This window comes from Citrobacter sp. wls827 (assembly GCF_005280875.1).
In the GTDB taxonomy this organism is placed as follows: domain Bacteria; phylum Pseudomonadota; class Gammaproteobacteria; order Enterobacterales; family Enterobacteriaceae; genus Citrobacter; species Citrobacter youngae.
The window spans coordinates 311,313-335,036 of the sequence record NZ_SZWR01000001.1 but is presented as its reverse complement, the minus strand read 5'-3'; the positions used below and the strand labels follow the sequence as shown (position 1 = coordinate 335,036).

Genomic DNA, 23,724 nt, shown 5'->3' with positions numbered 1-23,724 from the left:
GGCGGGAGCCGGTAACCGGCCCGAAGGTATCAATACGCAAACGAAAACGGTCGCCATAAAATGTACAAATGTTGCCGCGCAAGCTTATCTGACCATGCGGGTCGAGGCCGAAAAAGCGTCCGGGCAAATGATGATATCGGACAACCCGGATTTAGGTTTTATCGTGGCCGACAGCAGCGGTAAACCGCTGACACCCAACAATCTGTCCAGCACCATTCCCTTTCAGTTGGATGATAACGCTGCCGCGCGGGTTGGCATTAGAGCATGGCCAGTCAGCGTGACGGGCAATAAACCAGCGGAAGGGCCTTTCACCGCCCGTGGCTATCTGCGAGTTGATTATGAATAAGCAGAAAACAATGAGACGCCGTGCACTTTTCGTATTGATATCAGCAGTGTCAGCCAGTTCACTATGCCAGGCGGATACCTCGCTGGGTGAGATTAATATCGAACTGCACGGTAATATTGTGGACTTTACCTGTGCGGTTATTGCCAGTGACAATAATAAGTTGGTTGAACTAGGCACCTGGCCGACAAAACAATTAAAGACCACCGGGGATACGACCCAACCGGTTCCCTTCACGTTGAAACTTGAAGGCTGCCCGCCGGGGTCGGCCTCGATAACCTTTTCCGGCACGCCGGCAGCGGGTACCACGTTGTTGGCGCTGGACGATGCCGTGATGGCACAAAAGGTCGCGATTGAATTGCACGATAGCGACCGTACGCGATTACCGCTTGAACAAGCCAGCCAGACAGTAAGCATTGATGAAAATGGCAACGCTATGCTGACTTTTTTTGCCAACTATATTGTGCTGGCAGATGGCGTTCAACCGGGGATCGCGAAAGCAGATGCTACGTTTATGATTAACTACAATTGACATCATGCGCTGATAACGCACTCCCGAACGACGCCTCGCCGGGAGTGCGATCACATTAATTCATGCATCTTTGCATAATCAATAAGCTCAACAATGGTATGTAGTCCGAGCTTGGAATAGATGTTAGCTTTGTGAGCGCTGATTGTTTTATTACTCAATAAAAGTTGCTCAGCAATTTCTTTATTAGATAACCCATTCGCCAGATAACGTAAAACCGTTACCTCGCGGTTCGATAACGGCATGTCATTCAGCACACCTTTACGTATATTAATATTATTAATAAAGTTAAGCGTGTCTGAAGGGAAAAATGAATATCCTGATAAAATCATTTTCACCGCGTTATAGATATCATTGAGATCCTTTCGTTTGCTGACGAAGCCATTGGCACCGGCACGGATCGCCCGTCCGGCATAAAATGATTCAGACTTTGAGGATAGAAACAGTACCCGAGTTTTTTCCTGCAGAGATTTTATTCTCTTGAGTAATGTAAACCCATCGGAGCCAGGTAGTTCAATATCCAGAATGACCAGATCGACTGGATAAGTCCGTAGATGATCTATTGCTGCGCGGCTGTCATCGGTTTCCAGAACAACCTGAATATTACTATTCTTTTCGAGCAGTACTTCTATCGACATTCTGACAATAGGGTGTTCGTCCATAATGATAACGGATGCTGGTTTCATTGTTGTATGCCTCAAACTGTTTGTGTATCTTGCGATTTTGATAAAACATCAGGCGTTATAATATTGTCAAATAGCCAAGGATTGCTCTGGAAGAAGAACCGAATAAATATTATGTCATCCTTGTTTATTCGGTTGTTCTACGTCAGAACAATGAGTTTGTGGAATATCCATTTCACACCAGGGAAAACTTACAATTAATCAGAAAACAGTGAGGATTATACCTGCTCTGCACTTTCGGAAAAGGCTTACAGCACGTAAGTTCATAATGTCTGTTAGGATATCCTGAAAGATCAGGGCATGGTAATGACTATTGATATTAATCTCCTGCTGTTTGAATTATGGCAGATTGAAAAAATTTTTTAAATAGTAAAAACGACACAATGGACTAATTGTTTAGGTTTTGTTAAGGCGGCGAGGCAATTCTTTTTTGTCGAAATGTACTGAATCTGTCAGCTAAAGCAGGATACCTGCGCGACATATAATACCAGGAATAGTTGTAAATATTAAATGTTTGTAAAAATCACATTCGTTTTCTCAGTTGAAAATAAGTAATTTCCTATAAATTCTTATATCACAGAGGGTTAGGGTGTTAAATTAAATGGGGATAGGTAACGCTGAGGCGATGTATCAGATGCAAAAAACGCTGACGATGTGGCAACCCCAGCAGCGTGATCAGCTGGTTCAGGCGATAGATAACGCGGTGATAGGGTTGAGCCTGCAGCAGAGCAATCTTCTTTAATGATTTACCTTGTGACAGTAATGAGATCATCTCCCAGTCAGCCTGATTTATGTGCCCGGAGTGAATATGGTCTGGCGGCATAGATAATAAAGCATGGCGCATCTCCGGGAGGCGCTGACGGCGCGACAGGATATAGAATGGCCCAGCCATCGCAATAAAGTGCCTGAGCGCTTCGTGGCGACTGGGAAGTAATATGAAAATTTGAATATTATCCTGTTCTTTAATGAGTCGGCGAAGATATTCCAGAACATCGAAATATGAGCTTGATGCACCATCCATATCAACCACTAACTGACTCGCTTCAGACTCTTTCAACAGTGGCAAGGCCGATTCAATCGTCTGGAAGATGGCCGTGTGTGTACCAGAAAATAAATAGCGATTTAACGTATAGCCGAGATAGTTGTCTGTTGTGATAATCGCTTGAGATATTGTGTCGCCCGGTAATGTGTAATCAAGTTTTTGAGCCAGATACTCAATTCTGTCAAATTCCTGCGGCGCACAGTGATCATATTGCCAGGTACAGTGGGCGTTTCGTAAACGGCGATGCCGTTCCCGGCGTTTTACACTGCGCATCCTTCCTTTTTCCCTGTCCGTATCTATTGCGCCTGCTCTGGATAAATGGCTGGCCACAAATATCCCTGACCCAAATTTGCGCCAGCGCGCAGGGCAATTTCCTGCTGTTTTTGCGTTTCAATTCCTTCAACTACCACCAGGCTGGCGATTGCGCGCCCCATCTGAATAACCTGGCGGAGTTTTTCCGGCACATGACTGAGTGTCCAGAACGTATTTTTATCTAACTTCACCCCTGACAAATGCCAGTTGGCTGCGGTGAATGTGCCAAGCAGTTCCTCATTGACGTCATCCAGCCATATTGGGATACCATGGTCTTCAAGATGTTGAATTACGCCGTAGACGATCGCCCGCTGGGGTGTACTTAAAGAATAAAACGTATTTGGATCTTGTATTTCGATAATCAACCTGGACGGAGAGGGCGTAATCAGGGAATGGAATAGCGGCCAACTCAGAAAGGCTTGCATCGGTAAATTCAGTGAGTAGCGCAGTCCCTGTTGGTAGCACTTAATTTTGTCAATTTGCTGATAAAACAGATGCTGTCGATGCTGAACCGACAGTTGGTGAAAATATTTCTCACTGTTTATATTGGCGGGAAGATGTGTGAGGACCTCACAACCGTATCTCAACGCGGTAGACAAATCGACAATGGGCTCGAATTTAAGTGCGAATTGCAGGGGTTCTGCATCGCTGTTTTTGGCGGTAAAGACCGAGTACTCAGATTTATCATTCCATAATAGCAGGCTCGGTGCCACGATATCCCCCCTGGCGTCAGAGCAAATATTACCGAGTGTGTCTATTTGTTTCCCCGGAAATAATATACATAGGGTATTCTGGCAGCATGCGATTAGGTACAGTAGGTGCCGATACTTAATTGATGATGAGACATTTCTCAATAAAATGCCCGACCGCAAGATTCACTCTACTGTTGCAGAAAACTCAGGTGCGCCCTGATATACCTTAAAAATTGCTGATCATTTTTCACATCCAGCTTTTTCATAATACGGCGGCGAGTTGCTCTGGCCTGGATATCGCTGATGGAGAGAAGATGTGCTGTTTCAGCGAGCGTGTTACCGCTGGCAAGTAGCATTAAAAACTGGCGTTCCTCCACTGAAAAGTGGCGGGTGGTACAGTAATGGCAGATGGTTGCAGGCACACTGTGGCGGAGCGCGCGTTTTTGCAGAATCAGAATCAATTTTTGGGTTATCGCTTCAACATTATCTTCGCGATAGATAAGCGGCAGCATATACAGGCAGGGACGAAACATCAGCTTATCTTTATCGCCTCCGTTGCAGATGATAACCCGATGCTGGCGTCTGGTGTGGACGGGAACCTGATAACATCCTGCGCTGAGCCAATCGTCATCCAGTGAAATAAAGGCGATGTCTGCGCGATCGATATCTTCGGTAGGTAAAAAGCAGATGTCCTGATGCCACTCATTTGCCAGGCGGGAGATGATGATTTTCAGCCCATGTTCGAAATGACTATTTTCTTCCTTGATAGCGATACTTAACATTGACGAGGTCCTGAACAGCAGGGAAGGGGTTGGGGAATGTTAAGCAAAATCATTAATTTTCTAAATACTTGTAACCTTAAATCCCGCATTATGCTGGCTGAGTTATTACCAGGTGATTTCCTGGAACCCCATGAACGACCAGAAAAAAACAACATTCGTACACTTCGTCAGCAACCGGAACAAAAGGCATTGACTCAGCAGGCGCTGACCGTATAATTCACGCGTTTCATCTGCATGAAGTCATCACTTCTCTATGCGCCCTTAGCTCAGTTGGATAGAGCAACGGCCTTCTAAGCCGTAGGTCGTAGGTTCGAATCCTACAGGGCGTACCATTTCGATAAAATATCCTCTCGGCACGGTTTTATTCCAGTAGGCATAACGTCTACATCAGCGGCTCTGAATTTCACTTTTTCTGCAGCGTTTTGGGGATATAAAAACGGGAGCCTGATCGCTCCCGTTTTCCTGTTTTTCTAACCAATATCACCGCACAACAAGTACGGGGCATTTGGCATGACGTACTACGGCAGCGGCGGTTGACCCCAACAGATAGGTGCTGAAACCCGGTTTATGGGATGCAATGACGATCAATTCGGCGTCCACGGCATCTGCCAGTTTAAGGATCTGATCTTTCGGCGGGCCATAAACCACATGGGTCTGCGTTCTGCCGGCGGGGATATTGAATTGCTTAACAATGTCGTCGAGCTTTTCGGTGGCTTTCGCCTGTATACCACTTCTGTCCGGGAACTCGTTGGAGTAGGCAAGCCCGAGTGATGCGTAGAACGGAACGGTAGGAATGACCGCTAAAAAATGGACCTTAGCGGTTTTTGCATGCGCTTCAACCTGCGGAATAACATGGCGAGTTAAATCGGCTTCAGAGATATCAATGGGCACCAGAATAGAGCGATACATATTCACTACCTCCTGTTTGTTTACCTCTGTCCTGAGTGTAGCGAACTTTATTTCTGTATAATAAGTGACCAGATCAAGATTGTGCGCGCATTTTGATATTCATGAATGTTATGTGATGAAGATACAACAACCACAATGGTGATTATTATTCGGCCAGCACAATAACATCTCCTGTCGCGGGGGCTTCTTGTCCTGGTAACCACAAACGTCCCCACGCGCCGGTGCAGTGGCAGCCGAGAAGTTTTTCTGGCTGCTGTTGTTTAATAAATCGTCGGGTTTGCCATAACGTATAGGGCGATGCGCAGCGTAAATGGAAGCCGCCGACCAGGGCATGAATTTTGCTGATGCCCGTTATTTGCTGGCAGTGAGCGACGATATTGGCGATGCCCCGGTGTCCGCAGCCGGTAATGATGACTAATCCACGGTCTGACTTGTAGATCAATACCCCTTCGTCAGTGATGTAGTCGCGTTGGGGAGGATTCTCATTGATGACACCGTAGGCCTGCGGTGCGGATACGGATATTTCTCCTGACCACAGAAAGCGTTCGCTAAGGGGCAAAGGCTCACGGGAGTACGCCATCTGCAGACGAGAGTAATCATTATCGCGCGATAATTTCTTGATTTTACGGGTATATCCTGCAAGCGTGAACGCAGCGTAACGTTCGCAGGCAATGTGTGGATGACAGATGATGCGGCTGTTATCGGGAAGCCACGGGACGCCGCCACAGTGATCATAGTGACCATGTGAGAGCACTACAGCGGTTAACTGAGACAAGTCTACGCCCATTAATGCGGCATTGTGCCTAAAACTGTCATCAGGCCCGGTATCAAATAATATCGTGGTGGTTTCATCCTGAACTAACAGACTTAATCCAGGTTTTGCCCGTAGGACTTTTTCTGCACCGCGGGCGCGCCTGTTTTCAAGTAACACCGTAAGGGTTAAAGCCATGCCTGACTCCAGCGTTAAAGCAGCATACTGTAACGCACAGAATGTAAGAGCGCTGTGATCTCAGCGCTCTTTGGGACGGTTAAAATTGACACTAACCACGGGAAAGCGCGCAGGCTATGTTGCTATCCTGGCCCGCACGCGTGTCTTGGTGGAGAGATGGATTACCCTTGCGTTGCTGCCTGTTCGCGATGTTTTTTCGCCTGCAGCTCATGTGAATATGAATGACTGTTATTCATTGACTGATGAACGACCATCGCTTTTTCATGTTCATTCATTTGCGAAAAAGACGGTGCACTAGCCCGCGTGGATTGGCTATTCTGCACCTGTGCTTTATGTGTTTGTGCCATTTGCTGATGAGCAGGTGTATCGCTGTTATTCATCATCTCGTGAGCCATAGCTGCCTGCTGATGCGTTGTGGATGTTTCTGCCGCATTAACGCCAGCTGAGATAAAAAAGGCGATAGCTAAAAAGGAAGATATCTTATTCATCATATTTCTCCAGTGTCGGTTTACAGGAGAATTATAATAATCAGGGGCTGTCAGTGAGGTGACAGGATTATGACGATGATGTCAGAGAATAATAATATTAATATCAGGTTTAATCGATGGCGCATTAGCGCCACCAATAATTATTAAGCGGCATATTTGGGTAATGTCAGAATAAAGCGGGTAGCGCGAGCGTCGGATGTCACGGAGACTTTTCCCTGGTGGGCAATCACAATCGATTTCACTATCGCCAGGCCAATACCGCTACCTTCGCCTTTACGCTGTCGTGAGGGATCGACGCGATAAAACCGGTCAAAGAGTCGTGGCAGATGTTCCGCGGCTATTGGCGTACCAGGATTTTCCACAATAATATGCACGAGATCATCAGCCTCTTTCACTCGCACGGTGACAGATTCGCCTTTGGGCGTATAGCGCATTGCGTTAGAGAGCAGGTTGCTCATTGCCCGGCGTAACATTAACGGGTCGCCAGAAACCCGGCATGCCCGACCTTCAAAGCGCAGGCTGACTTCGCGTTCTTCCGCCCAGGCTTCGAAAAAGTCGAACACTTTACTGACCTCATCCGCAAGATTCAGCGCTGTTTTTTCCGGGATCAACTGATTATTGTCTGCCTGTGCCAAAAACAACATATCACTCACCATCTTCGACATACGCCCAAACTCTTCGAGATTAGAGTAGAGCACATCTTCCAGCTCTTTCGTGCTGCGGGGATGGCTGAGGGCAATTTCTGTTTGCGTGACCAGGTTGGTGATTGGCGTGCGGATTTCGTGAGCAATATCAGCAGAAAAATTGGACTGACGTTTAAACACATCTTCGATTCGTTCGATCATATGATTAAATGACTCGACCAGTTGCTCAAGCTCAATCGGCACGGCCTGCGGGTCCAGGCGAACATCGAGATCTTTAGAGGTGATATTTTGGATGCGCCGACTGACATTACGGATCGGTTCATGACCTTTATAGACGGCGAACAGCACAATAAAAACAATCATCATGCTAATTAACGATGCTGTCATGATCAGTTTGTTTTTCAGATCGTTAATATAGTGCAGATGAAAATCAATCGATAACGCCATAAACAACGTATAGGCCGGTTTTCCGTCTGGCAACTGCCCAATGGGTAAACGAATCATTCGCCAGTTGGAGGATGCGTTTTTCCCGTGCGCATGTTCTGATGTTTGCAGCGTTGGGCCGGAAATTAAAAAGACATTACGGGTATGTGCATTTTTATCCGGCGTTGCCGTGGCGATAAACTGACGAAGATCCGGCGCATTAGGTGAATGGAAAATGGCCCTCTGATTGGCATCTTCCAGAGAAATAATGACGTTAGAATAACCCGAAACTACGTTTTTTAGTGTTTCCAGCCGACGCGATTCCGGTTCGTTCGGGTGGTTAATAATACGCTCCAGCGTCGCGCTGATCTCTTTTAAATCATTGATATCCTGCTCTGCGAAATGGACTTTCACCGAGTGGATCATTATCCATGCGAAAGCGAAAAATGAGGCGATAGTCGCCAGACTGATAAAAAAGGTTAACCGTGTTGCCAGCGAAAAAGGGCGCTGTAATCGTTTAGTTGCCATCCGGCACCTCAAGCATGTACCCCACGCCACGCACGGTCTGAATCAGTTTCGGCTCAAAGTCATTATCGATTTTGGCCCGCAGACGCTTCACGGCGACATCAATCGCATTGGTGTCGCTGTCAAAATTCATATCCCAAACCTGAGAGGCAATCAGCGAACGCGGCAACACTTCTCCCTGATGACGCAGGAAAAATTCAAGCAGCGTAAACTCTTTACTGGTCAGGGTAATGCGTGTGCCGTTGCGGGTGACCTTTCTGCTGACCAGATCGACCATTAAATCCGCGACCTGAAACTGACTTTCGACAATGACCGCGGCTCCCCGTCGCAGCAGCGTTCTGACCCGCGCCAGCAATTCTGCAAAGGCAAACGGTTTAACCAAATAATCATCAGCCCCCAGCTCCAGACCTTTGACCCGATGCTCAATGGTACCCAGTGCGGTGAGTAGCAGAATGGGCATGCCTTTATTGGCGGTGCGCAGCATCCGCACGATATCCCAGCCGTTTACATCGGGCAGCATGATGTCGAGAATGAGCAGGTCATAATCACCGGTCATTGCCAGGTGATATCCGTTCAGACCGTTGTCCGCCAAATCCACAACAAAACCCGCTTCCGTCAGGCCTTTCGTCAGGTATTCGCCGGTTTTTTTTTCATCTTCGACAATCAAAATCTTCATGACATTCTCCATCACGCACTGGCTGTGCGGATTTTCAATTCTAGAGAAGGCGGATCGGATAGCAATCGGTTATTGGGAAAATGACAGTTTTGTCATTTTCCTGTCACCGCTTAAACAGAGTCATTCAGGTATAAATTCACACATCTTTTATGGTTATCAGTCCGGTCTGGACGAGAAGAACTATGTACAAATTTAAGCTTCTTACCCTCAGCGCTATTTTTGTTCTGGCTGGCTGCTCGTTGGCTCCGGACTATCAACGTCCGGCATTGCCGGTTCCGCAGCAATTCTCCTTAAGTCAGCACACGCTGGTTTCGGCCCCGACGGGATATCAGGATACGGGCTGGCGTAACTTTTTTGTTGACTCCCAGGTGAAGGCGTTGATTGGTGAGGCGCTGGTCAATAACCGTGATTTACGCATGGCGGTACTGAAGGTTCAGGAAGCGAAAGCGCAATACGGTGTGACGGATGCCGATCGTTACCCACAGCTTAACGCTGGCTCCAGCGGTACCTATAGCGGGAAATTAAAAGGCGATAGCAGCACTAACCGGGAATTTGAAGCGGGACTGAATCTCAGTTTCGATCTGGATTTCTTTGGGCGACTGAAAAATATGAGTGAAGCCGATCGGCAGAATTTTTTCGCCAGTGAAGAAGCGCGTCGAATGGTGCATATCTCATTAATTTCTAACGTGGCGCAAAGTTATTTCAACCAGCGTCTGGCTTATGCGCAACTGCAAATTGCCGAAGAAACGTTGCAAAACTACCAGCGCTCTTATGCGTTTGTCGAGAAACAGTTGATGACCGGCAGTACGAACGTGCTGGCACTGGAGCAGGCTCGCGGCGTGATTGAAAGCACACGCAGCGATATTGCCAAACGTCAAGGCGAACTGGCGCAGGCGAACAACGCACTGCAACTATTGCTGGGGACGTACGGGAAATTACCGGACGACCGCGTGCGCAGTCGCGGTGATATAAAACCCGTGACACTGCCCCCCGCACTCCCATCGCAAATATTATTGCAGCGCCCGGATATTATGGAGGCCGAACATGGATTGCTGGCGGCGAACGCCAATATTGGCGCTGCACGAGCCGCATTTTTCCCATCGATTACGCTGACCAGCTCTGTATCCAGCAGCAGTGGCGATCTCTCCAGCCTCTTTAATGCGGCCAGCGGCATGTGGAATTTTGTCCCGAAAATAGACATTCCGATCTTTAACGCTGGACGTAATCAGTCAAATCTCGATTTAGCAGAAATCCGCCAGCAGCAATCGGTGGTGAATTACGAGCAAAAAATTCAGAACGCATTTAAAGAAGTTGCGGATGCACTGGTGTTGCGTCAAAGCCTTGCCGATCAAATTACCGGACAACAGCGTTATCTGGACTCATTACAAATCACGCTGCAACGCGCTCGTGCACTCTATCAACATGGTGCGGTTAGTTATATCGAAGTACTGGACGCCGAGCGTTCTTTATTCATTACACAGCAATCGTTGCTCGACCTTAACTATGCCCAACAGGTTAATGAAATTAAGCTGTTTGCTGCCCTAGGCGGTGGCTGGGTTGAATGATCTTTAATCTTAAATTCTCAGGAGTATATTGCATGAAAACTACCGCTAAAGCCGCTTTGTTTACTGTGTTATCTGTAGTCATGTTTAACGCTCAGGCCAATGAACATCAGCATGGCGAGATGATGAATATGGCGCCTGCGGCCCAGCAGGAGCAAGTGATTAGTGCGACAGGCGTGATTGAATCTATTGATATGGATAGCAAAAAAGTCACGATTAAACATGAACCTATTCCCGCAGTGAACTGGCCGGCAATGACGATGCGTTTCACGCTGGTATCTGATACCAAGGCCGACGATATTCAGCCAGGCGATAAAGTTGCATTTACGTTTGTTCAGCAGGGAAATCTCTCTGTCTTACGCGATATTCACATCAGTAAATAACGGATCTCGCTGGTCTCTTTTATTCTTGCCCGGGTTTTCCTGGACACGGGCGAGACTATCGCGCAATGGAAATCACTATGGCGTCTTTAAATATTAAAAATACCGCGCTTATTCTCGGCAGCATGATTGTCGGCGGAATTATTTCTGTCGGTGTGTATACCTATTATTCATCCGCAAAAGTATCGGCCGATACCGGCGCTGCTCAAAAAAAAGAAGAGCGTAGAGTTTTATTCTGGTACGACCCCATGTATCCCAATACGCGGTTTGATAAACCGGGTAAATCTCCGTTTATGGATATGGATTTGATCCCGAAATATGCCGATGAAGAGACGGCGAGTACATCCGCACCGGGTGTGCGTATTGACCCGACACAGACTCAGAATCTGGGGCTAAAAACCGAACCCGTGCGCCGTGGGCCATTGCAATATGCACAAACTTTCCCGGCGAACGTCAGTTATAACGAATATCAATTTGTCATTGTCCAGGCGCGTTCGGCAGGCTTTATCGAGAAAGTTTATCCGCTGACTGTGGGCGACAAAATTAAGCAGGGCTCGCCGCTTATCGATCTGACAATTCCTGACTGGGTAGAAGCACAAAGTGAATATTTACTGCTGCGGGAAACGGGCGGCAGCGCGACGCAGGTTGAAGGTATTCTGGAGAGATTACGCCTGGCGGGAATGCCGGAGGCGGACATTCAACGCTTGAAAGCGACGCGGAAAATTCAGACTCGCTTTACCCTGAAGGCCCCTATTGATGGGGTGATTACCGCGTTTGATTTACGTACTGGTATGAACATCTCAAAAGATAATGTGGTCGCGAAAATTCAGGGAATGGATCCGGTTTGGGTCAGTGCTTCAGTCCCGGAATCTATCGCCTGGCTGATTAAAGACGCCTCGCAATTCACCATTACCGTACCTGCCTGGCCGGGTAAATCCTTCACCATTAGCAAATGGAGTATTTTGCCAAGTGTGGATTCCACGACGCGCACGCTCCAGCTTCGTCTACAGGTTAATAACCCGGATGAGGCCCTTAAGCCGGGAATGAATGCCTATCTGCAACTAAAAACGCAAAGCGAGCCGATGCTGCTGATCCCGTCTAAAGCGCTGATTGATACCGGTACCGAACAGCGGGTTATCACCGTCGATAATGAAGGACGATTTGTACCTAAGCAGGTAGCCGTATTCCATGAGTCTCAGGGGTTAACGGCCATTCGCTCTGGTTTGAGCGAAGGTGAAAACGTGGTGTCCAGCGGTCTGTTTCTGATCGATTCCGAAGCGAATATTTCTGGCGCCCTGGATCGTATGCGCGCCCAGGCAAACGGGACGCTCGCTGTACCCGCGATGCCAGCCCAGGCGACCCATTCACACTGAGGACATGATAAATGATTGAATGGATTATTCGCCGCTCGGTGGCAAACCGTTTCCTGGTGATGATGGGGGCGCTGTTTCTCAGCATCTGGGGCACCTGGACCATTGTGAATACGCCGGTTGACGCGCTGCCCGATCTCTCTGATGTGCAGGTGATCATCAAAACCAGTTATCCGGGGCAAGCGCCGCAAATTGTTGAAAATCAGGTGACCTATCCGCTGACCACCACCATGCTGTCGGTGCCGGGAGCTAAAACGGTGCGTGGTTTCTCGCAATTTGGCGACTCTTACGTATATGTCATTTTTGAAGACGGGACCGATCCTTATTGGGCGCGCTCCCGTGTCCTGGAATATCTCAACCAGGTGCAGGGGAAATTACCCGCTGGCGTCAGTGCTGAAATGGGACCAGATGCGACAGGGGTCGGCTGGATATTTGAATATGCGCTGGTGGATCGCAGCGGCAAACATGATCTTGCCCAATTACGTTCCCTGCAGGACTGGTTCTTAAAATATGAATTGAAAACTATCCCTAACGTGGCGGAAGTTGCCTCGGTGGGTGGTGTGGTCAAAGAGTACCAGGTTGTCATCGATCCGATGAAGCTGACGCAATATGGCATCAGTCTGGGTGAGGTGAAATCGGCGCTGGATGCCTCAAACCAGGAAGCCGGTGGTTCATCTGTCGAAATGGCAGAAGCGGAATATATGGTCCGCGCCAGTGGGTATCTGCAGTCCCTTGATGACTTTAATAATATCGTGCTGAAAACTGGCACAGATGGCGTTCCGGTCTATCTGCGTGATGTTGCCCGCGTACAAATTGGGCCGGAAATGCGCCGCGGGATCGCCGAGCTGAATGGCGAAGGCGAAGTGGCAGGCGGCGTAGTGATCCTGCGCTCCGGTAAAAATGCGCGCGAGGTAATCTCTGCGGTTAAGGCTAAACTTGAAACGCTGAAGAGCAGTCTGCCGGAAGGCGTTGAAGTAGTTACAACATACGATCGCAGTCAACTGATCGATCGCGCGATTGATAACCTGAGCTACAAGCTGCTGGAAGAGTTTATCGTTGTGGCGCTGGTGTGCGCGCTGTTCCTGTGGCATATCCGCTCGGCGCTGGTGGCCATTATTTCTCTGCCGCTGGGACTGTGTATCGCGTTTATCGTGATGCATTTCCAGGGACTGAACGCCAACATTATGTCGCTTGGGGGGATAGCCATCGCGGTCGGGGCGATGGTCGATGCCGCAATCGTGATGATTGAGAACGCGCATAAGCGGCTGGAAGAGTGGGGGCATCAGCATCCGGGTGAAACGCTGGATAACGAAACTCGCTGGAAAGTCATCACCAACGCCTCGGTGGAAGTCGGTCCGGCGCTGTTCATTAGCTTACTGATTATCACGCTGTCGTTTATCCCTATCTTCACCCTTGAAGGGCAGGAAGGGCGGTTGTTTGGTCCGCTGGCGTTTACCAAAACCTACGCTATGGCAGGTGCTGCGTTTCTGGCCATTGTGGTGATCCCGATCCTGATGGGATTTTGGATCCGTGGCAAGATCCCGGCGGAAAGCAGCAACCCGCTTAACCGTTTCCTGATTCGTCTTTACCACCCGTTATTGTTGAAAGTGCTGCACTGGCCGAAAACGACCCTGCTGGTGGCGGTGCTGTCGATCCTGACCGTCATCTTCCCGCTGAATAAGGTTGGGGGCGAATTCCTACCGCAGATTAACGAAGGCGATCTGTTGTATATGCCTTCAACCTTGCCGGGGATTTCCGCAGCGCAGGCGGCAGATATGCTGCAAAAAACCGATAAGCTCATCATGACGGTTCCTGAAGTGGCGCGCGTGTTTGGTAAAACCGGTAAAGCTGAAACGGCGACCGACTCCGCGCCGTTGGAAATGGTGGAAACCACCATCCAACTGAAGCCGCAGGATCAGTGGCGTCCGGGGATGACGATGGACAAAATCATTGAGGAACTGGACAAAACCGTTCGTTTACCGGGGCTGGCGAATCTGTGGGTCCCGCCAATTCGTAACCGTATCGATATGCTCTCTACGGGGATTAAAAGTCCTATCGGTATTAAGGTTTCGGGTACCGTGTTGTCGGATATTGACGCCACGGCAGAGCAAATCGAAGAAGTCGCAAGAACGGTGCCTGGCGTGGCATCCGCATTGGCTGAACGTCTGGTCGGCGGACGTTATCTTAGCGTAGATATTCATCGTGAAAAGGCCGCCCGTTATGGGATGACCGTCGGCGATGTGCAACTGTTTATCACCTCAGCGGTAGGCGGTGCCATGGTAAGTGAAACGGTTGAAGGTATCGCCCGCTATCCGATCAATCTGCGTTATCCACAAAGCTATCGCGATAGCCCGGAAACGCTACGGCATCTGCCGATACTGACGCCAATGAAACAGCAAATCACGCTGGCTGATGTTGCAGATGTGCAGGTGGTTTCGGGGCCGTCGATGTTGAAAACCGAGAACGCGCGGCCAACCAGTTGGATCTATATTGATGCCCGCGATCGCGACATGGTGTCGGTGGTGAACGATCTGAAAAAAGCGATTGCTGAAAACGTCCAGCTAAAACCGGGAACCAGCGTGGCATTCTCCGGGCAGTTTGAGCTGCTTGAGCGCGCCAGCCACAAGCTTAAACTGATGGTGCCGATGACGCTGATGATTATCTTCGTGCTGCTGTATCTGGCATTCCGTCGTTTTGGTGAAGCACTGTTGATTATCACCAGTGTGCCCTTTGCGTTGGTAGGCGGAATTTGGTTTCTCTACTGGATGGGATTCCATATGTCGGTCGCGACCGGGACCGGATTCATCGCACTGGCAGGCGTGGCTGCCGAATTTGGCGTGGTGATGCTGATGTACCTGCGCCACGCCATTGAAGCAGAGCCTGCGCTGGAAAACCCGCAAACCTTTACCGTAGATAAACTGGATGAGGCGTTGTACCACGGAGCGGTACTGCGTGTGCGTCCTAAAGCAATGACTGTCGCGGTCATCATTGCGGGTCTGCTGCCGATTTTATGGGGAACGGGAGCCGGGTCTGAAGTCATGAGTCGTATCGCTGCACCGATGATTGGCGGCATGATCACGGCACCTTTGCTGTCACTGTTCATCATTCCGGCAGCGTATAAGCTGATGTGGCTACACAGGCATCGCACCCAGAAATAGCCCCTGGTAGCGCTCGCCTTCAATCCTTTGAAGGTGGGCGCTATGATTCCAGCGCCTTCACCCGTTTACGGTACTCACCAGGCGTACAGCCGAATTCACGCAGAAAAACTTTGTGAAAAGATGACTCGCTGGCATATCCCACCGATTCGGCAATCACGACCAACGACTGGGCGCCGCGCGACAGCATCTGGGCGGCGAATTGCAGACGCAATGTAGTGAGTACGGCGAGCGGCGTGGAGTTTGAAACCTCGCGAAACAGTTGAGCAAAACTGGCCCGGGACATATGCGCGCGCTGCGCCAGTTCTTCAACACTCCAGGGATGTGCGGGTGATTCCAGCATCTGGAACACCACCGCTCCCAGTCGGGGATGTAATAGCAGATTCAGCACATTTTTAGCAGGGGGGGCCTGAGATAACCATTCGCGAACGGCAAGCGTGAACAGCGTGGCGCATTGCTGGCTGCACACAACACTGGAACCGGGCAGCATGCTCAATGATTCCTGCTGCATCAGCCCGATCATCGCCTTAAGCCAGTGGTAAACGGGGCTATTTTCGCCAGGTGCCAGCAGCAAAACTTCCGGCAGCGCGGTTAAAAAATAGCGGGAGGATGTCTGTAGTTGCAGACTTCCGCAGACAATATGCGTTTGCTCTTCACCTGACTGGCACAACCGATGCGCGGAGTTTTGCGGCAAGATGACTACCGTACCAGGACGCAGTGTATAAGTGTTGCCATCAGGCATCTCCAGTAAAGCGCTACCCTGGGTTACCGTATGCCAGCGGATCACGGATAACTCACCTGCTGCATGAGGGAGTTGCCAGTCTCTGCTCAATACGCAGTTTTGATCAATAGAACCCTGCGGATCGTTAAGCATTAGCAAGCGGCTAAGTGCATCCATAAAGACTCCTGAACAATTTTTATTGTTGTTGATAGAACCGTAATTATCGCCATATTTTTATATTAAATTAATTTTATCAAATAGTTACTTTTTGTTTTGTTTGGCAGATTTTTGGTTTTTATTATTTGGTCTTAGACGATTGAACAAAAAATTGCGCGTTATGGATATGCTGGCCTGACAGGGCACTGCCTATAATCCAGAGTAACAAATGAACAATGACTTTGCGGAGAGGCAGCATGAAACAATATCAGGCGATCATTATTGGATTTGGCAAAGCAGGTAAGACGCTGGCGGCTACGCTGGCAAAGACGGGCTGGCGGGTAGCAATTATTGAGCAATCCAACACCATGTATGGCGGAACATGCATTAATATCGGCTGTATTCCAACCAAAACCCTGGTACACGATGCTGAGCTGCAGCATGACTTTGCAACTGCGATGCAGCGTAAGGCTTCCGTGGTCAGTTTTCTGCGCGATAAAAACTTCCATAATCTGGCCAATCTGGAAAATGTGGACGTGATTGAAGGGCGTGCTGAATTTGTCGACAACCATACCGTGCGGGTAATGCAGTCGACAGGAACGCTTGAGCTGAGCGGTGAGAAAATTTTTATTAATACCGGTGCACAGTCGACGATTCCTGATATTGAGGGATTATCCAGTACGCCGGGCGTCTTTGACAGCACCGGGTTGCTGAATTTGACCCAACGCCCACAGCGCCTGGGTATCCTGGGGGGTGGCTATATCGGCGTTGAGTTCGCGTCGATGTTTGCCAACTTCGGCAGTCAGGTCACTATTTTTGAGGCTGCACCGCTGTTTTTGCCCCGTGAGGACCGGGATATCGCCGATGCGATCGCTGATATTTTACGCGATAAAGGCGTAGAGCTGATCCTCAATGCTAAGGTGCAGTTGGTTTCGTCTCATGATGGCGCGGTGCAGCTACAGATGCCGGAAGGGGAACAGGTTGTTGACGCACTGTTGGTCGCATCAGGCCGCAAGCCGGCGACGGAACAGCTGCAACTGAAAAAAGCCGGTGTCGATGTGAACGATCGTGGCGGCATTATTGTGAATAAATATTTGCGGACGTCGGCGGATAACATCTGGGCTATGGGAGATGTAACAGGGGGGCTGCAATTTACCTATATCTCACTGGACGACTTCCGTATTGTGCGTGATGGCCTGTTAGGCGAAGGGGTGAGAAACACCGGCGATCGGCAAAATGTGCCATATTCCGTCTTTATGACACCACCACTTTCCCGCGTGGGGATGACAGAAGAGCAGGCCCGTGCCAGCGGTGCGGCGGTACAGGTGGTGACGCTTCCCGTCGCTGCGATTCCACGGGCGCGAGTCATGGATGATACGCGTGGTGTACTTAAAGCTGTGGTGGACACGGATACGCAGCAGATATTAGGTGTCTCACTGCTGTGTGTGGATTCGCATGAGATGATTAATATCATTAAAACTGTGATGGATGCCGGGTTACCTTATACCGTGTTGCGTGACCAAATATTTACCCATCCAAGTATGAGTGAGTCATTAAACGATCTGTTTTCTCTCGTTCAATAATAAATATAGAGTCTGCATCTTTGCCCCACCTGTGTGGGGGTTTTTTGGCCCACGTCAGTGTATCCGCTATTTCAGCGGCACCTTCTGATGTCGAAGAGGACATTGCTAAACTGGCGCAAGAAAAGCTGGCATCATCATGGAAAATTACTTCGATGAGAATTGATAGCAGTACTTATGTCACTGCAATTTTGTACAAGTAGGATTGCCGTCATGGAAAAATATCTTCGTTTACTGGGGCAGGGGGATCGAATTGGATTAACCTTGACCGATTAGCCGTTGGTCAGGATTGATGGGGGAAATTCTGGCATTTGCAACGCCGGTGGTCACCTTGTTGTTTTAATTACCACACCAGAAGTATGGGTTATGCTATTGGGTGATTTACACTACGGCTTTCCGTATTTATCGGGGGCGGGACGTCTGGTGCTAAAAAACACGTTAATGTTGGCTGGGGCAATGATGATAATTGCTGATTCTGCCCGGGCAATCGTTAAACAACGGTATTGAATTTTTAACGCTGTACCCTCTGTAAGAGAGTTTGCCACTCTAATTTAATTCGGTATTTACCGGGGCCAGCATCATGCTGGCCTTTTTATCACTTAAGTTAAATTACGATTAATATACCTGAATGATACATTCATTCCTGTGAAATGAGACGTAATGGTATTGGTATCAGTTGGCTAATGACCACCTGCTGGATATTGTGCCTATAGGTTCAGCACCCCCCGTCCACGCTCTGTATTGTCAACTCCTTAGTTTTACAGCATTTTTTCTATTTTATTTCTATGCGATTATTGCTATTTATTATCTCAAAATCGCATTTTGAAAAGTCTTGTTATTCGCTTTTGTTATAGCTATTGCGTAGGTTTGCATGGTTTTAGGCATGGCTTAAGCTAAAATTAATTCTGATTAAATGTTTTTACGTATCAATAAGTGACGAAAGATAGTTAAAAACTTAAGTTTTAATCAACTGTTCGACATGGAATCCACTATGGTAATTAGGCACCAGGGGTGGATGCTGATCTCGCGTTTTTGTCTGTCATCAGACCGGGGTCGAGACATATCTTAAATATGGAAATAAGGGTTTTAGAATGAACTTTGGATTAGCAAAGGACAACAAGTTTGAGATCATCGCTATCCTTCGTGAAGAGCTGCATAAGAAGACGAAGCTGGAAGTTTTATGTGAAAACACCAGCGTCATCACGCAGTTAGAAAGGATCGATTTCGAACGCTTTGTGGTCACCGGTCATGAAGACATCATTCCTGAAAAGATCCAATACTTTATCCTGCACAGTGACAGCGGGATTATAAAATTTAGCGCCAGATTTGAAGCCACCCCATCAACAGGTGCTGAGGCAGGATTATCCTACCTCATCCCGGATATGATTTTCTTTGCCCAACAGCGACAGAATCAGCGGTTTTCTTTTCTGAAGGGGTTCGATTTTTTCTGTTTTGGTCGTTACAAAAACGGAGAGAACTACTCACTTAAGATTAAAAACATCTCTCAGGGTGGTTGTGCGTTAATCGCTAAAGATGTTAATGCCCGTTTTCTTTACAAGGATGCAGTGATTAAAAATGCTGCTCTGGATTTTGATACGTTCGGCAGTTTTCAGCTTGATCTAAAAGTCATTGATGTCGTCGCGATCAACGAATTTGATGAGGATAATCAATTGTATTCCTGTCATCAGGTTTCTTGCGAGTTCGATTTTAAGAACCGTCGTGAAGAGGCTGAAGTTGAGAAAACCATTATTAAATTTTTAATGAGTAATAAAATTAGAAGCTTATAAGGAGCGGTGAACAGGATGTTGATGTGTGGCAGTGATAATTTTGTGGGCAACGGTATGTTTGCCTACCTGACAAGCAAACATGTGCCGATAAAAACATTCCAGTTTGAGGATATGTTGCAGCAGTCGTCATTATGCCAGCATCAGACAATGGTTTTTAATATCATTAACAATGAACAGCCTTGTTCTGCCATTGTGCAGTTTTTGAATAAAAACCGGTTCAAGTTTTATAATAGCGTTGTCGTTATCGTTGCTGATAGTTTGGTGGCGAAATTATGTGTTGAATTATTATACGTTGAAAAAACCATAGTATTGACTGAGAAATCCTCATTGCGTGATTTTGCTCAGTTGGCTACGTTGTCGGTCGGGAAATGGAATCCCCGACTGTATCGTTCGCAGAAGAGATTGACGGAAAGAGAACAACAAATCCTCAATCTATTGGTAAGTGGTTATTCTGCCAAGGAAATCTCTGAGTTGGTTAGCCTGAACTATAAGACTATTCAGGCGCATAAGATGAGAGTTGTCGCCAAGCTGGGACTGACTAATACCTCTGATCTGAATAAACTGATTGTCAGATTTACCCACAGCATGTCTTTTTTACCCTAACCTGGCTATTCTTTTCTGATGTAACGCACTTAACAGCAGGTACAACTCGGGAGTGACTTTGACTGGTTTTTAATTTATATGATTTGTAGAGGGAGAGGGGGAATGTTTAATTCCGATGAGGTGCTCACCGCGCTTGAAAAGGCATTGAATACCAGTCAACTTTATATGGTTTATCAGCCTATTTTTAATTTACATACCGAGTGTATTAGCGGATTTGAAGCATTAATGCGGTGGAACAGCCCTCAGATGGGTATGATTTCTCCTGATGTATTTATTACGTTACTGGAAGACAGCGGCAATATATTTTCAATTGAAGATATGGTTGCCAGTCCGCCGTGGAATGTTGCGAGTACCTGGCCCGAACCTCTTGTATTATCAGTAAATATTTCTGCACTTGAATTCTGCGATCCTCTTTTACCTCAACGAATCAGACAAAACCTGGCCGCTTCCGGCCTTCCGGTTCATCGCTGCCAGATTGAAGTAACGGAAACATCGCCGCTGTGTGACAGCCAAATAGCGGCGAAAAATATGACGGAACTGAAGGCAATCGGGGTCAAGTTAGCGCTTGATGATTTTGGTACCGGGCACGCTAATCTTAATTATCTGTTGAAATATCCTTTTGATACCTTAAAAATTGATAAAGAGTTTGTCACCGAAATAGAGCCCGACACTAAATCGACAAGGATTATTGAGGGTATCATTTCTTTAGCGCACAATTTTGGCATTGAAGTCCTGGCCGAAGGGGTTGAAACCCAGTCTCAACTTGATCGCCTGACGCAGATTGGCTGTGACAAAATTCAAGGCTTCTTCATTTCTCCCCCGGTGTTGGCAGAAGAGATTCCTTCACTCTTAGCGCAATATAGCCGTTAATCTCATCCCTCTTTGTTGTTCCCCTTAGTCTGAATTCTTTCGCGTTGTCGGGTGGCGGCGCCTGTGCCTTATCCGACCTGCAAGAACGAACACTAATCCGTAGGCGTGATAAGTGCAGCGTTTCAGGCAGCGCTGTATTCTGGAGTGACAAAAAAAGCCCCCTGTGAACAGGGGGCTTGCGAGTTTATGCCTGCTTAAAACGATTTCTTAAAGCCAATCGACGCATTGACCGGGGCTTCAACCTGCGATTTATTGCTGCCGTTGCTGAACTGTGTCCCCAGTTCGCCGTAGACCTGCAGATTTCGGTCGATAGACCATGACAGACCCGCTGCAACCTCGGTGCTGGAGTACTGCTGTGAAGATTCCAGCGTGGTGGTGGCGACCGCGTTGCTGAAGTGCGTTTTATCTTTGGAACCCAGACCCTGCCAGACGTTTACCCGGCCGTACGGCTGGAACTTGCCATGGTTGGTGTCGTAGTCCGCGACCAGACGCACGCCCAGACGCGCGGTAAACGAATCGGCGGTATCCATTTTCACTTTCGTTTGGGTCACACCATCCAGTGTGCTGTTATCAAAGTTGCTGTACTGATAGATCAACTGGGCCTGTGGTTCCAGGCTCCAGGCGCTGGCACCTAAACGGAATGCTTTACCCACTTCAGTTGAGGCCGTCAGCGTATTGCCTTTGACGGTGTAAGAGCCGTTGTTACCCGATGCTGACAGGCGGGATTTATGGTTCCCGTATTGCAGCACGTTATCGACATACATACCGTCACCAGAGAACCAGGTAGCATAACCGCCAACGTAAAATGCGTTGTCGTCGATGTTGCCGCCTTTGCCGTTGCTGCCCGTTTTACTGCCTTTTACATTGCTGTCGATATCCAGAATGCTGGTATACATACCGGCTTTCCAGCTTTCATTGGCGTACATATCGACGCCGACCTGAATACCCATGGTATGGGAACTGGTTTGCGTACCGGCTGCATCATCCAGTTTGGTTTTACCGGAATAACCAATCATTCTCGCCCAGGCGCGATTGTCTTCATCAATACCCGGTTTAACCTCATCACCCATACGCTGGTGCATGTTGCCCAACAGACTGATGTCCCCCTGGCGAACCACGCTGGCGAGACCGGAATACAGCATGGTTTCCGGACGATATTCACTCCTCAGGTACCAGTTTTCGCCCTGGCCCTGAGCGTTTCCGGCGTGGAGCTGATACTCAAAGGCACCCGCAGCCATACGTTCAGCGACAAGATGGAAGGCATCCCGCGACGTTTGCGCCGTCGTCGTTGCACCGTTGAGCGCCGTGACCACTTCAATGCCGTCACCCACGGTCGGTGCGCCAAGGCCGGAGCCGTCGACATCCAGCAGCGTGCTTCCGCTGGCTTTACCGCCATCAATAATCAGGCGATCAGCAATACCTGTGCCGCCGGCATTCTGCCGGGCAGCCATGTTGATAGTGCCTTGTTCGCCGCTGTAATCCCCTTTAACCGTTAAGGTTGTGCCTGGTTGCTGGCCGGTGAGCGACACATCGCCACCGTTGCTCAGCCCTGCGACTGTCTGGTTATAACCCTGGGTATTCAGGGTGGTGCCCGCGACAACATAGTGGTGCGAGGCGGCGCTCAGAGTATTGGTATCACCGGCTTGCAATACCCCGCTGGTGATGAGCGTTGCACCGCTGTAGCTGTTTTGGCCTTGCAGCTCCGTTGTACCGCTACCGGTCTGATGCAGTTGGCCTGCACCACTGATGTTTCCGCTTAACGCCAACGTATCGGCGCGATTAACGTTGAGCACGCCGTTATCAACGATATCCCCTTCAATACTCCCTATCGTACCGCCCGTGCCGAGCTGCAATACACCTTGTTCGATGGTGGTGCCGCCGGTATAGGTGTTATCCAGCGTCAGCGTCAGTGAACCTTTACCGGTTTTGGTCAGTTGACCGTTACCTTCGACTTCCGTCAGCAGGGACACATCATGTCCGTTGGTGTCGAATGTCCCACCACCAGATTCCAGCGTCACCTGACGGGCGGTATCAAACGCTTCACCATATTTCAGCGTACCGCCGTTAAAGGTGATTCCGGTCTCTGCTGCGCCGAGGTTGGTATCGCCTGCAACCTGAAGCGTCCCTGACGTGATAGTCGTGCCGCCGCTGTAGGTGTTGTTGCCCGTCAGAATTAACGTACCGAGGTCGCCTTTATTCAGACCACCGGTACCGCGGATCACGCTGTCAATGGTTGCGGTGTAGTTGACGCCATCGACCGTACCATCACCGACGCGAATCAACGTATTGGCGGTATCGGTAGTAATGGCTTCACCGCCGACGCGATAACCATCGGTAGCGAACTGCGCGCCGCTGATGATGACATCGCCTTTACTGTTATCGACGGTCACATTACCGGCTTCCCCCTGGAAGACGGCAAATGCGGCATCGGTAAACGGTGCATTCAGCGCGCCTTCTGGTGTCGATTCATCGGTGGTCCAGTTGTCGTTCCCCTGGCTGGATTGCCAGATACCGTCGCCGCCGTTGATGACGCCGTTATTTTT

22 protein-coding genes, 1 tRNA gene and 2 pseudogenes are annotated in these 23,724 nt (G+C 48.8%); 14 read left to right on the top strand and 11 right to left on the bottom strand.

What is annotated here, in order from left to right; genetic code table 11:
• Nucleotides 1-346, top strand: a 346-nt coding sequence (locus FDX03_RS22920) for a fimbrial protein (RefSeq protein ID WP_249356964.1), incomplete at its 5' end; no start/stop codon positions are given.
• A 10-nt stretch (nucleotides 347-356) separates the two neighbouring features.
• Complete coding sequence (gene sfmF / locus FDX03_RS01545; protein WP_137345383.1) at nucleotides 357-875, top strand: fimbria assembly protein; 519 nt, start codon at nucleotides 357-359, stop codon at nucleotides 873-875.
• Between the two features lie 50 nt (nucleotides 876-925).
• Here the strand turns inward: sfmF and fimZ are convergent, their stop codons facing one another.
• The 4 genes from fimZ to fimW form a co-directional block, all read right to left on the bottom strand.
• Nucleotides 926-1,558, bottom strand: a complete 633-nt coding sequence (gene fimZ, locus FDX03_RS01540; RefSeq protein WP_005122050.1) for a fimbria biosynthesis transcriptional regulator FimZ — start codon at nucleotides 1,556-1,558, stop codon at nucleotides 926-928.
• Between the two features lie 589 nt (nucleotides 1,559-2,147).
• Nucleotides 2,148-2,870: a fimbriae Y protein gene (locus FDX03_RS01535; RefSeq protein ID WP_115600804.1), complete on the bottom strand. Its 723-nt coding sequence runs from the start codon at nucleotides 2,868-2,870 to the stop codon at nucleotides 2,148-2,150.
• 23 nt (nucleotides 2,871-2,893) lie between these two features.
• Entirely contained in the window at nucleotides 2,894-3,622 is a 729-nt protein-coding gene (locus FDX03_RS01530; RefSeq protein ID WP_137345382.1) for an EAL domain-containing protein, read from the bottom strand.
• Nucleotides 3,623-3,789: 167 nt separating this feature from the next.
• A complete protein-coding gene (fimW, locus tag FDX03_RS01525) occupies nucleotides 3,790-4,383 on the bottom strand; it encodes a fimbria biosynthesis transcriptional regulator FimW (RefSeq protein ID WP_048212373.1) in 594 nt (197 codons plus the stop codon).
• Between the two features lie 36 nt (nucleotides 4,384-4,419).
• Between fimW and FDX03_RS01520 the strand changes: the two genes are divergently transcribed.
• Entirely contained in the window at nucleotides 4,420-4,599 is a 180-nt protein-coding gene (locus FDX03_RS01520; protein WP_040232627.1) for a hypothetical protein, read from the top strand.
• Nucleotides 4,600-4,638: 39 nt separating this feature from the next.
• Nucleotides 4,639-4,715: transfer RNA gene (locus tag FDX03_RS01515), tRNA-Arg, on the top strand.
• Between the two features lie 148 nt (nucleotides 4,716-4,863).
• Here FDX03_RS01515 and uspF read toward each other — a convergent pair.
• From uspF to cusR, 5 genes are all read right to left on the bottom strand, one after another.
• On the bottom strand, nucleotides 4,864-5,292 hold the full coding sequence (gene uspF, locus FDX03_RS01510) for a universal stress protein UspF (protein WP_061067464.1): 429 nt from the start codon (nucleotides 5,290-5,292) through the stop codon (nucleotides 4,864-4,866).
• A 145-nt stretch (nucleotides 5,293-5,437) separates the two neighbouring features.
• On the bottom strand, nucleotides 5,438-6,241 hold the full coding sequence (locus FDX03_RS01505) for an MBL fold metallo-hydrolase (RefSeq protein ID WP_048212370.1): 804 nt from the start codon (nucleotides 6,239-6,241) through the stop codon (nucleotides 5,438-5,440).
• A gap of 161 nt (nucleotides 6,242-6,402) precedes the next feature.
• Complete coding sequence (locus tag FDX03_RS01500) at nucleotides 6,403-6,729, bottom strand: hypothetical protein (RefSeq protein WP_061067465.1); 327 nt, start codon at nucleotides 6,727-6,729, stop codon at nucleotides 6,403-6,405.
• A 143-nt stretch (nucleotides 6,730-6,872) separates the two neighbouring features.
• Nucleotides 6,873-8,324, bottom strand: a complete 1,452-nt coding sequence (locus FDX03_RS01495) for a Cu(+)/Ag(+) sensor histidine kinase (RefSeq protein WP_101742357.1) — start codon at nucleotides 8,322-8,324, stop codon at nucleotides 6,873-6,875.
• On the bottom strand, nucleotides 8,314-8,997 hold the full coding sequence (gene cusR, locus FDX03_RS01490; protein WP_048212367.1) for a copper response regulator transcription factor CusR: 684 nt from the start codon (nucleotides 8,995-8,997) through the stop codon (nucleotides 8,314-8,316). Before cusR ends, FDX03_RS01495 begins: the two co-directional genes overlap by 11 nt.
• A 182-nt stretch (nucleotides 8,998-9,179) precedes the next feature.
• Between cusR and FDX03_RS01485 the strand changes: the two genes are divergently transcribed.
• From FDX03_RS01485 to FDX03_RS01470, 4 genes are all read left to right on the top strand, one after another.
• Nucleotides 9,180-10,562, top strand: coding sequence for an efflux transporter outer membrane subunit (locus tag FDX03_RS01485; RefSeq protein ID WP_137345381.1), 1,383 nt, complete (start codon nucleotides 9,180-9,182; stop codon nucleotides 10,560-10,562).
• Nucleotides 10,563-10,594: 32 nt separating this feature from the next.
• On the top strand, nucleotides 10,595-10,942 hold the full coding sequence (cusF, locus tag FDX03_RS01480) for a cation efflux system protein CusF (RefSeq protein ID WP_137345380.1): 348 nt from the start codon (nucleotides 10,595-10,597) through the stop codon (nucleotides 10,940-10,942).
• Between the two features lie 77 nt (nucleotides 10,943-11,019).
• A complete protein-coding gene (locus FDX03_RS01475; RefSeq protein WP_137345379.1) occupies nucleotides 11,020-12,312 on the top strand; it encodes an efflux RND transporter periplasmic adaptor subunit in 1,293 nt (430 codons plus the stop codon).
• A gap of 11 nt (nucleotides 12,313-12,323) precedes the next feature.
• Nucleotides 12,324-15,467 carry a CusA/CzcA family heavy metal efflux RND transporter gene (locus FDX03_RS01470; protein ID WP_137345378.1) on the top strand — a complete coding sequence of 1,048 codons (3,144 nt, stop codon included), beginning with the start codon at nucleotides 12,324-12,326 and terminating at the stop codon, nucleotides 15,465-15,467.
• Nucleotides 15,468-15,507: 40 nt separating this feature from the next.
• Here FDX03_RS01470 and rclR read toward each other — a convergent pair whose 3' ends face one another.
• Entirely contained in the window at nucleotides 15,508-16,362 is an 855-nt protein-coding gene (rclR, locus tag FDX03_RS01465; protein ID WP_137345377.1) for a reactive chlorine-specific transcriptional regulator RclR, read from the bottom strand.
• A 236-nt stretch (nucleotides 16,363-16,598) separates the two neighbouring features.
• Here rclR and rclA point away from each other — a divergent pair, with 236 nt between their 5' ends.
• From rclA to FDX03_RS01435, 6 genes and pseudogenes are all read left to right on the top strand, one after another.
• Nucleotides 16,599-17,924 (top strand): reactive chlorine resistance oxidoreductase RclA, encoded by a 1,326-nt coding sequence (rclA, locus tag FDX03_RS01460; protein ID WP_137345376.1) that lies wholly within the window; start codon nucleotides 16,599-16,601, stop codon nucleotides 17,922-17,924.
• A 44-nt stretch (nucleotides 17,925-17,968) separates the two neighbouring features.
• Nucleotides 17,969-18,124 (top strand): annotated as a pseudogene (locus FDX03_RS01455) (YdgH/BhsA/McbA-like domain containing protein); the annotation flags it as partial.
• A 65-nt stretch (nucleotides 18,125-18,189) separates the two neighbouring features.
• Nucleotides 18,190-18,428: pseudogene (locus tag FDX03_RS01450) on the top strand (DUF417 family protein); the annotation flags it as partial.
• Nucleotides 18,429-19,012: 584 nt separating this feature from the next.
• The gene (locus FDX03_RS01445; protein ID WP_061067471.1) at nucleotides 19,013-19,708 is read left to right on the top strand and encodes a pilus assembly protein PilZ; all 696 of its coding nucleotides are present in this window, start codon (nucleotides 19,013-19,015) and stop codon (nucleotides 19,706-19,708) included.
• 21 nt (nucleotides 19,709-19,729) lie between these two features.
• A complete protein-coding gene (locus FDX03_RS01440) occupies nucleotides 19,730-20,311 on the top strand; it encodes a LuxR family transcriptional regulator (protein WP_170927356.1) in 582 nt (193 codons plus the stop codon).
• A 102-nt stretch (nucleotides 20,312-20,413) separates the two neighbouring features.
• The gene (locus FDX03_RS01435; RefSeq protein ID WP_048212357.1) at nucleotides 20,414-21,181 is read left to right on the top strand and encodes an EAL domain-containing protein; all 768 of its coding nucleotides are present in this window, start codon (nucleotides 20,414-20,416) and stop codon (nucleotides 21,179-21,181) included.
• Nucleotides 21,182-21,375: 194 nt separating this feature from the next.
• Here the strand turns inward: FDX03_RS01435 and FDX03_RS22915 are convergent.
• Nucleotides 21,376-23,724, bottom strand: a 2,349-nt coding sequence (locus FDX03_RS22915) for an autotransporter outer membrane beta-barrel domain-containing protein (RefSeq protein ID WP_249356963.1), incomplete at its 5' end; no start/stop codon positions are given.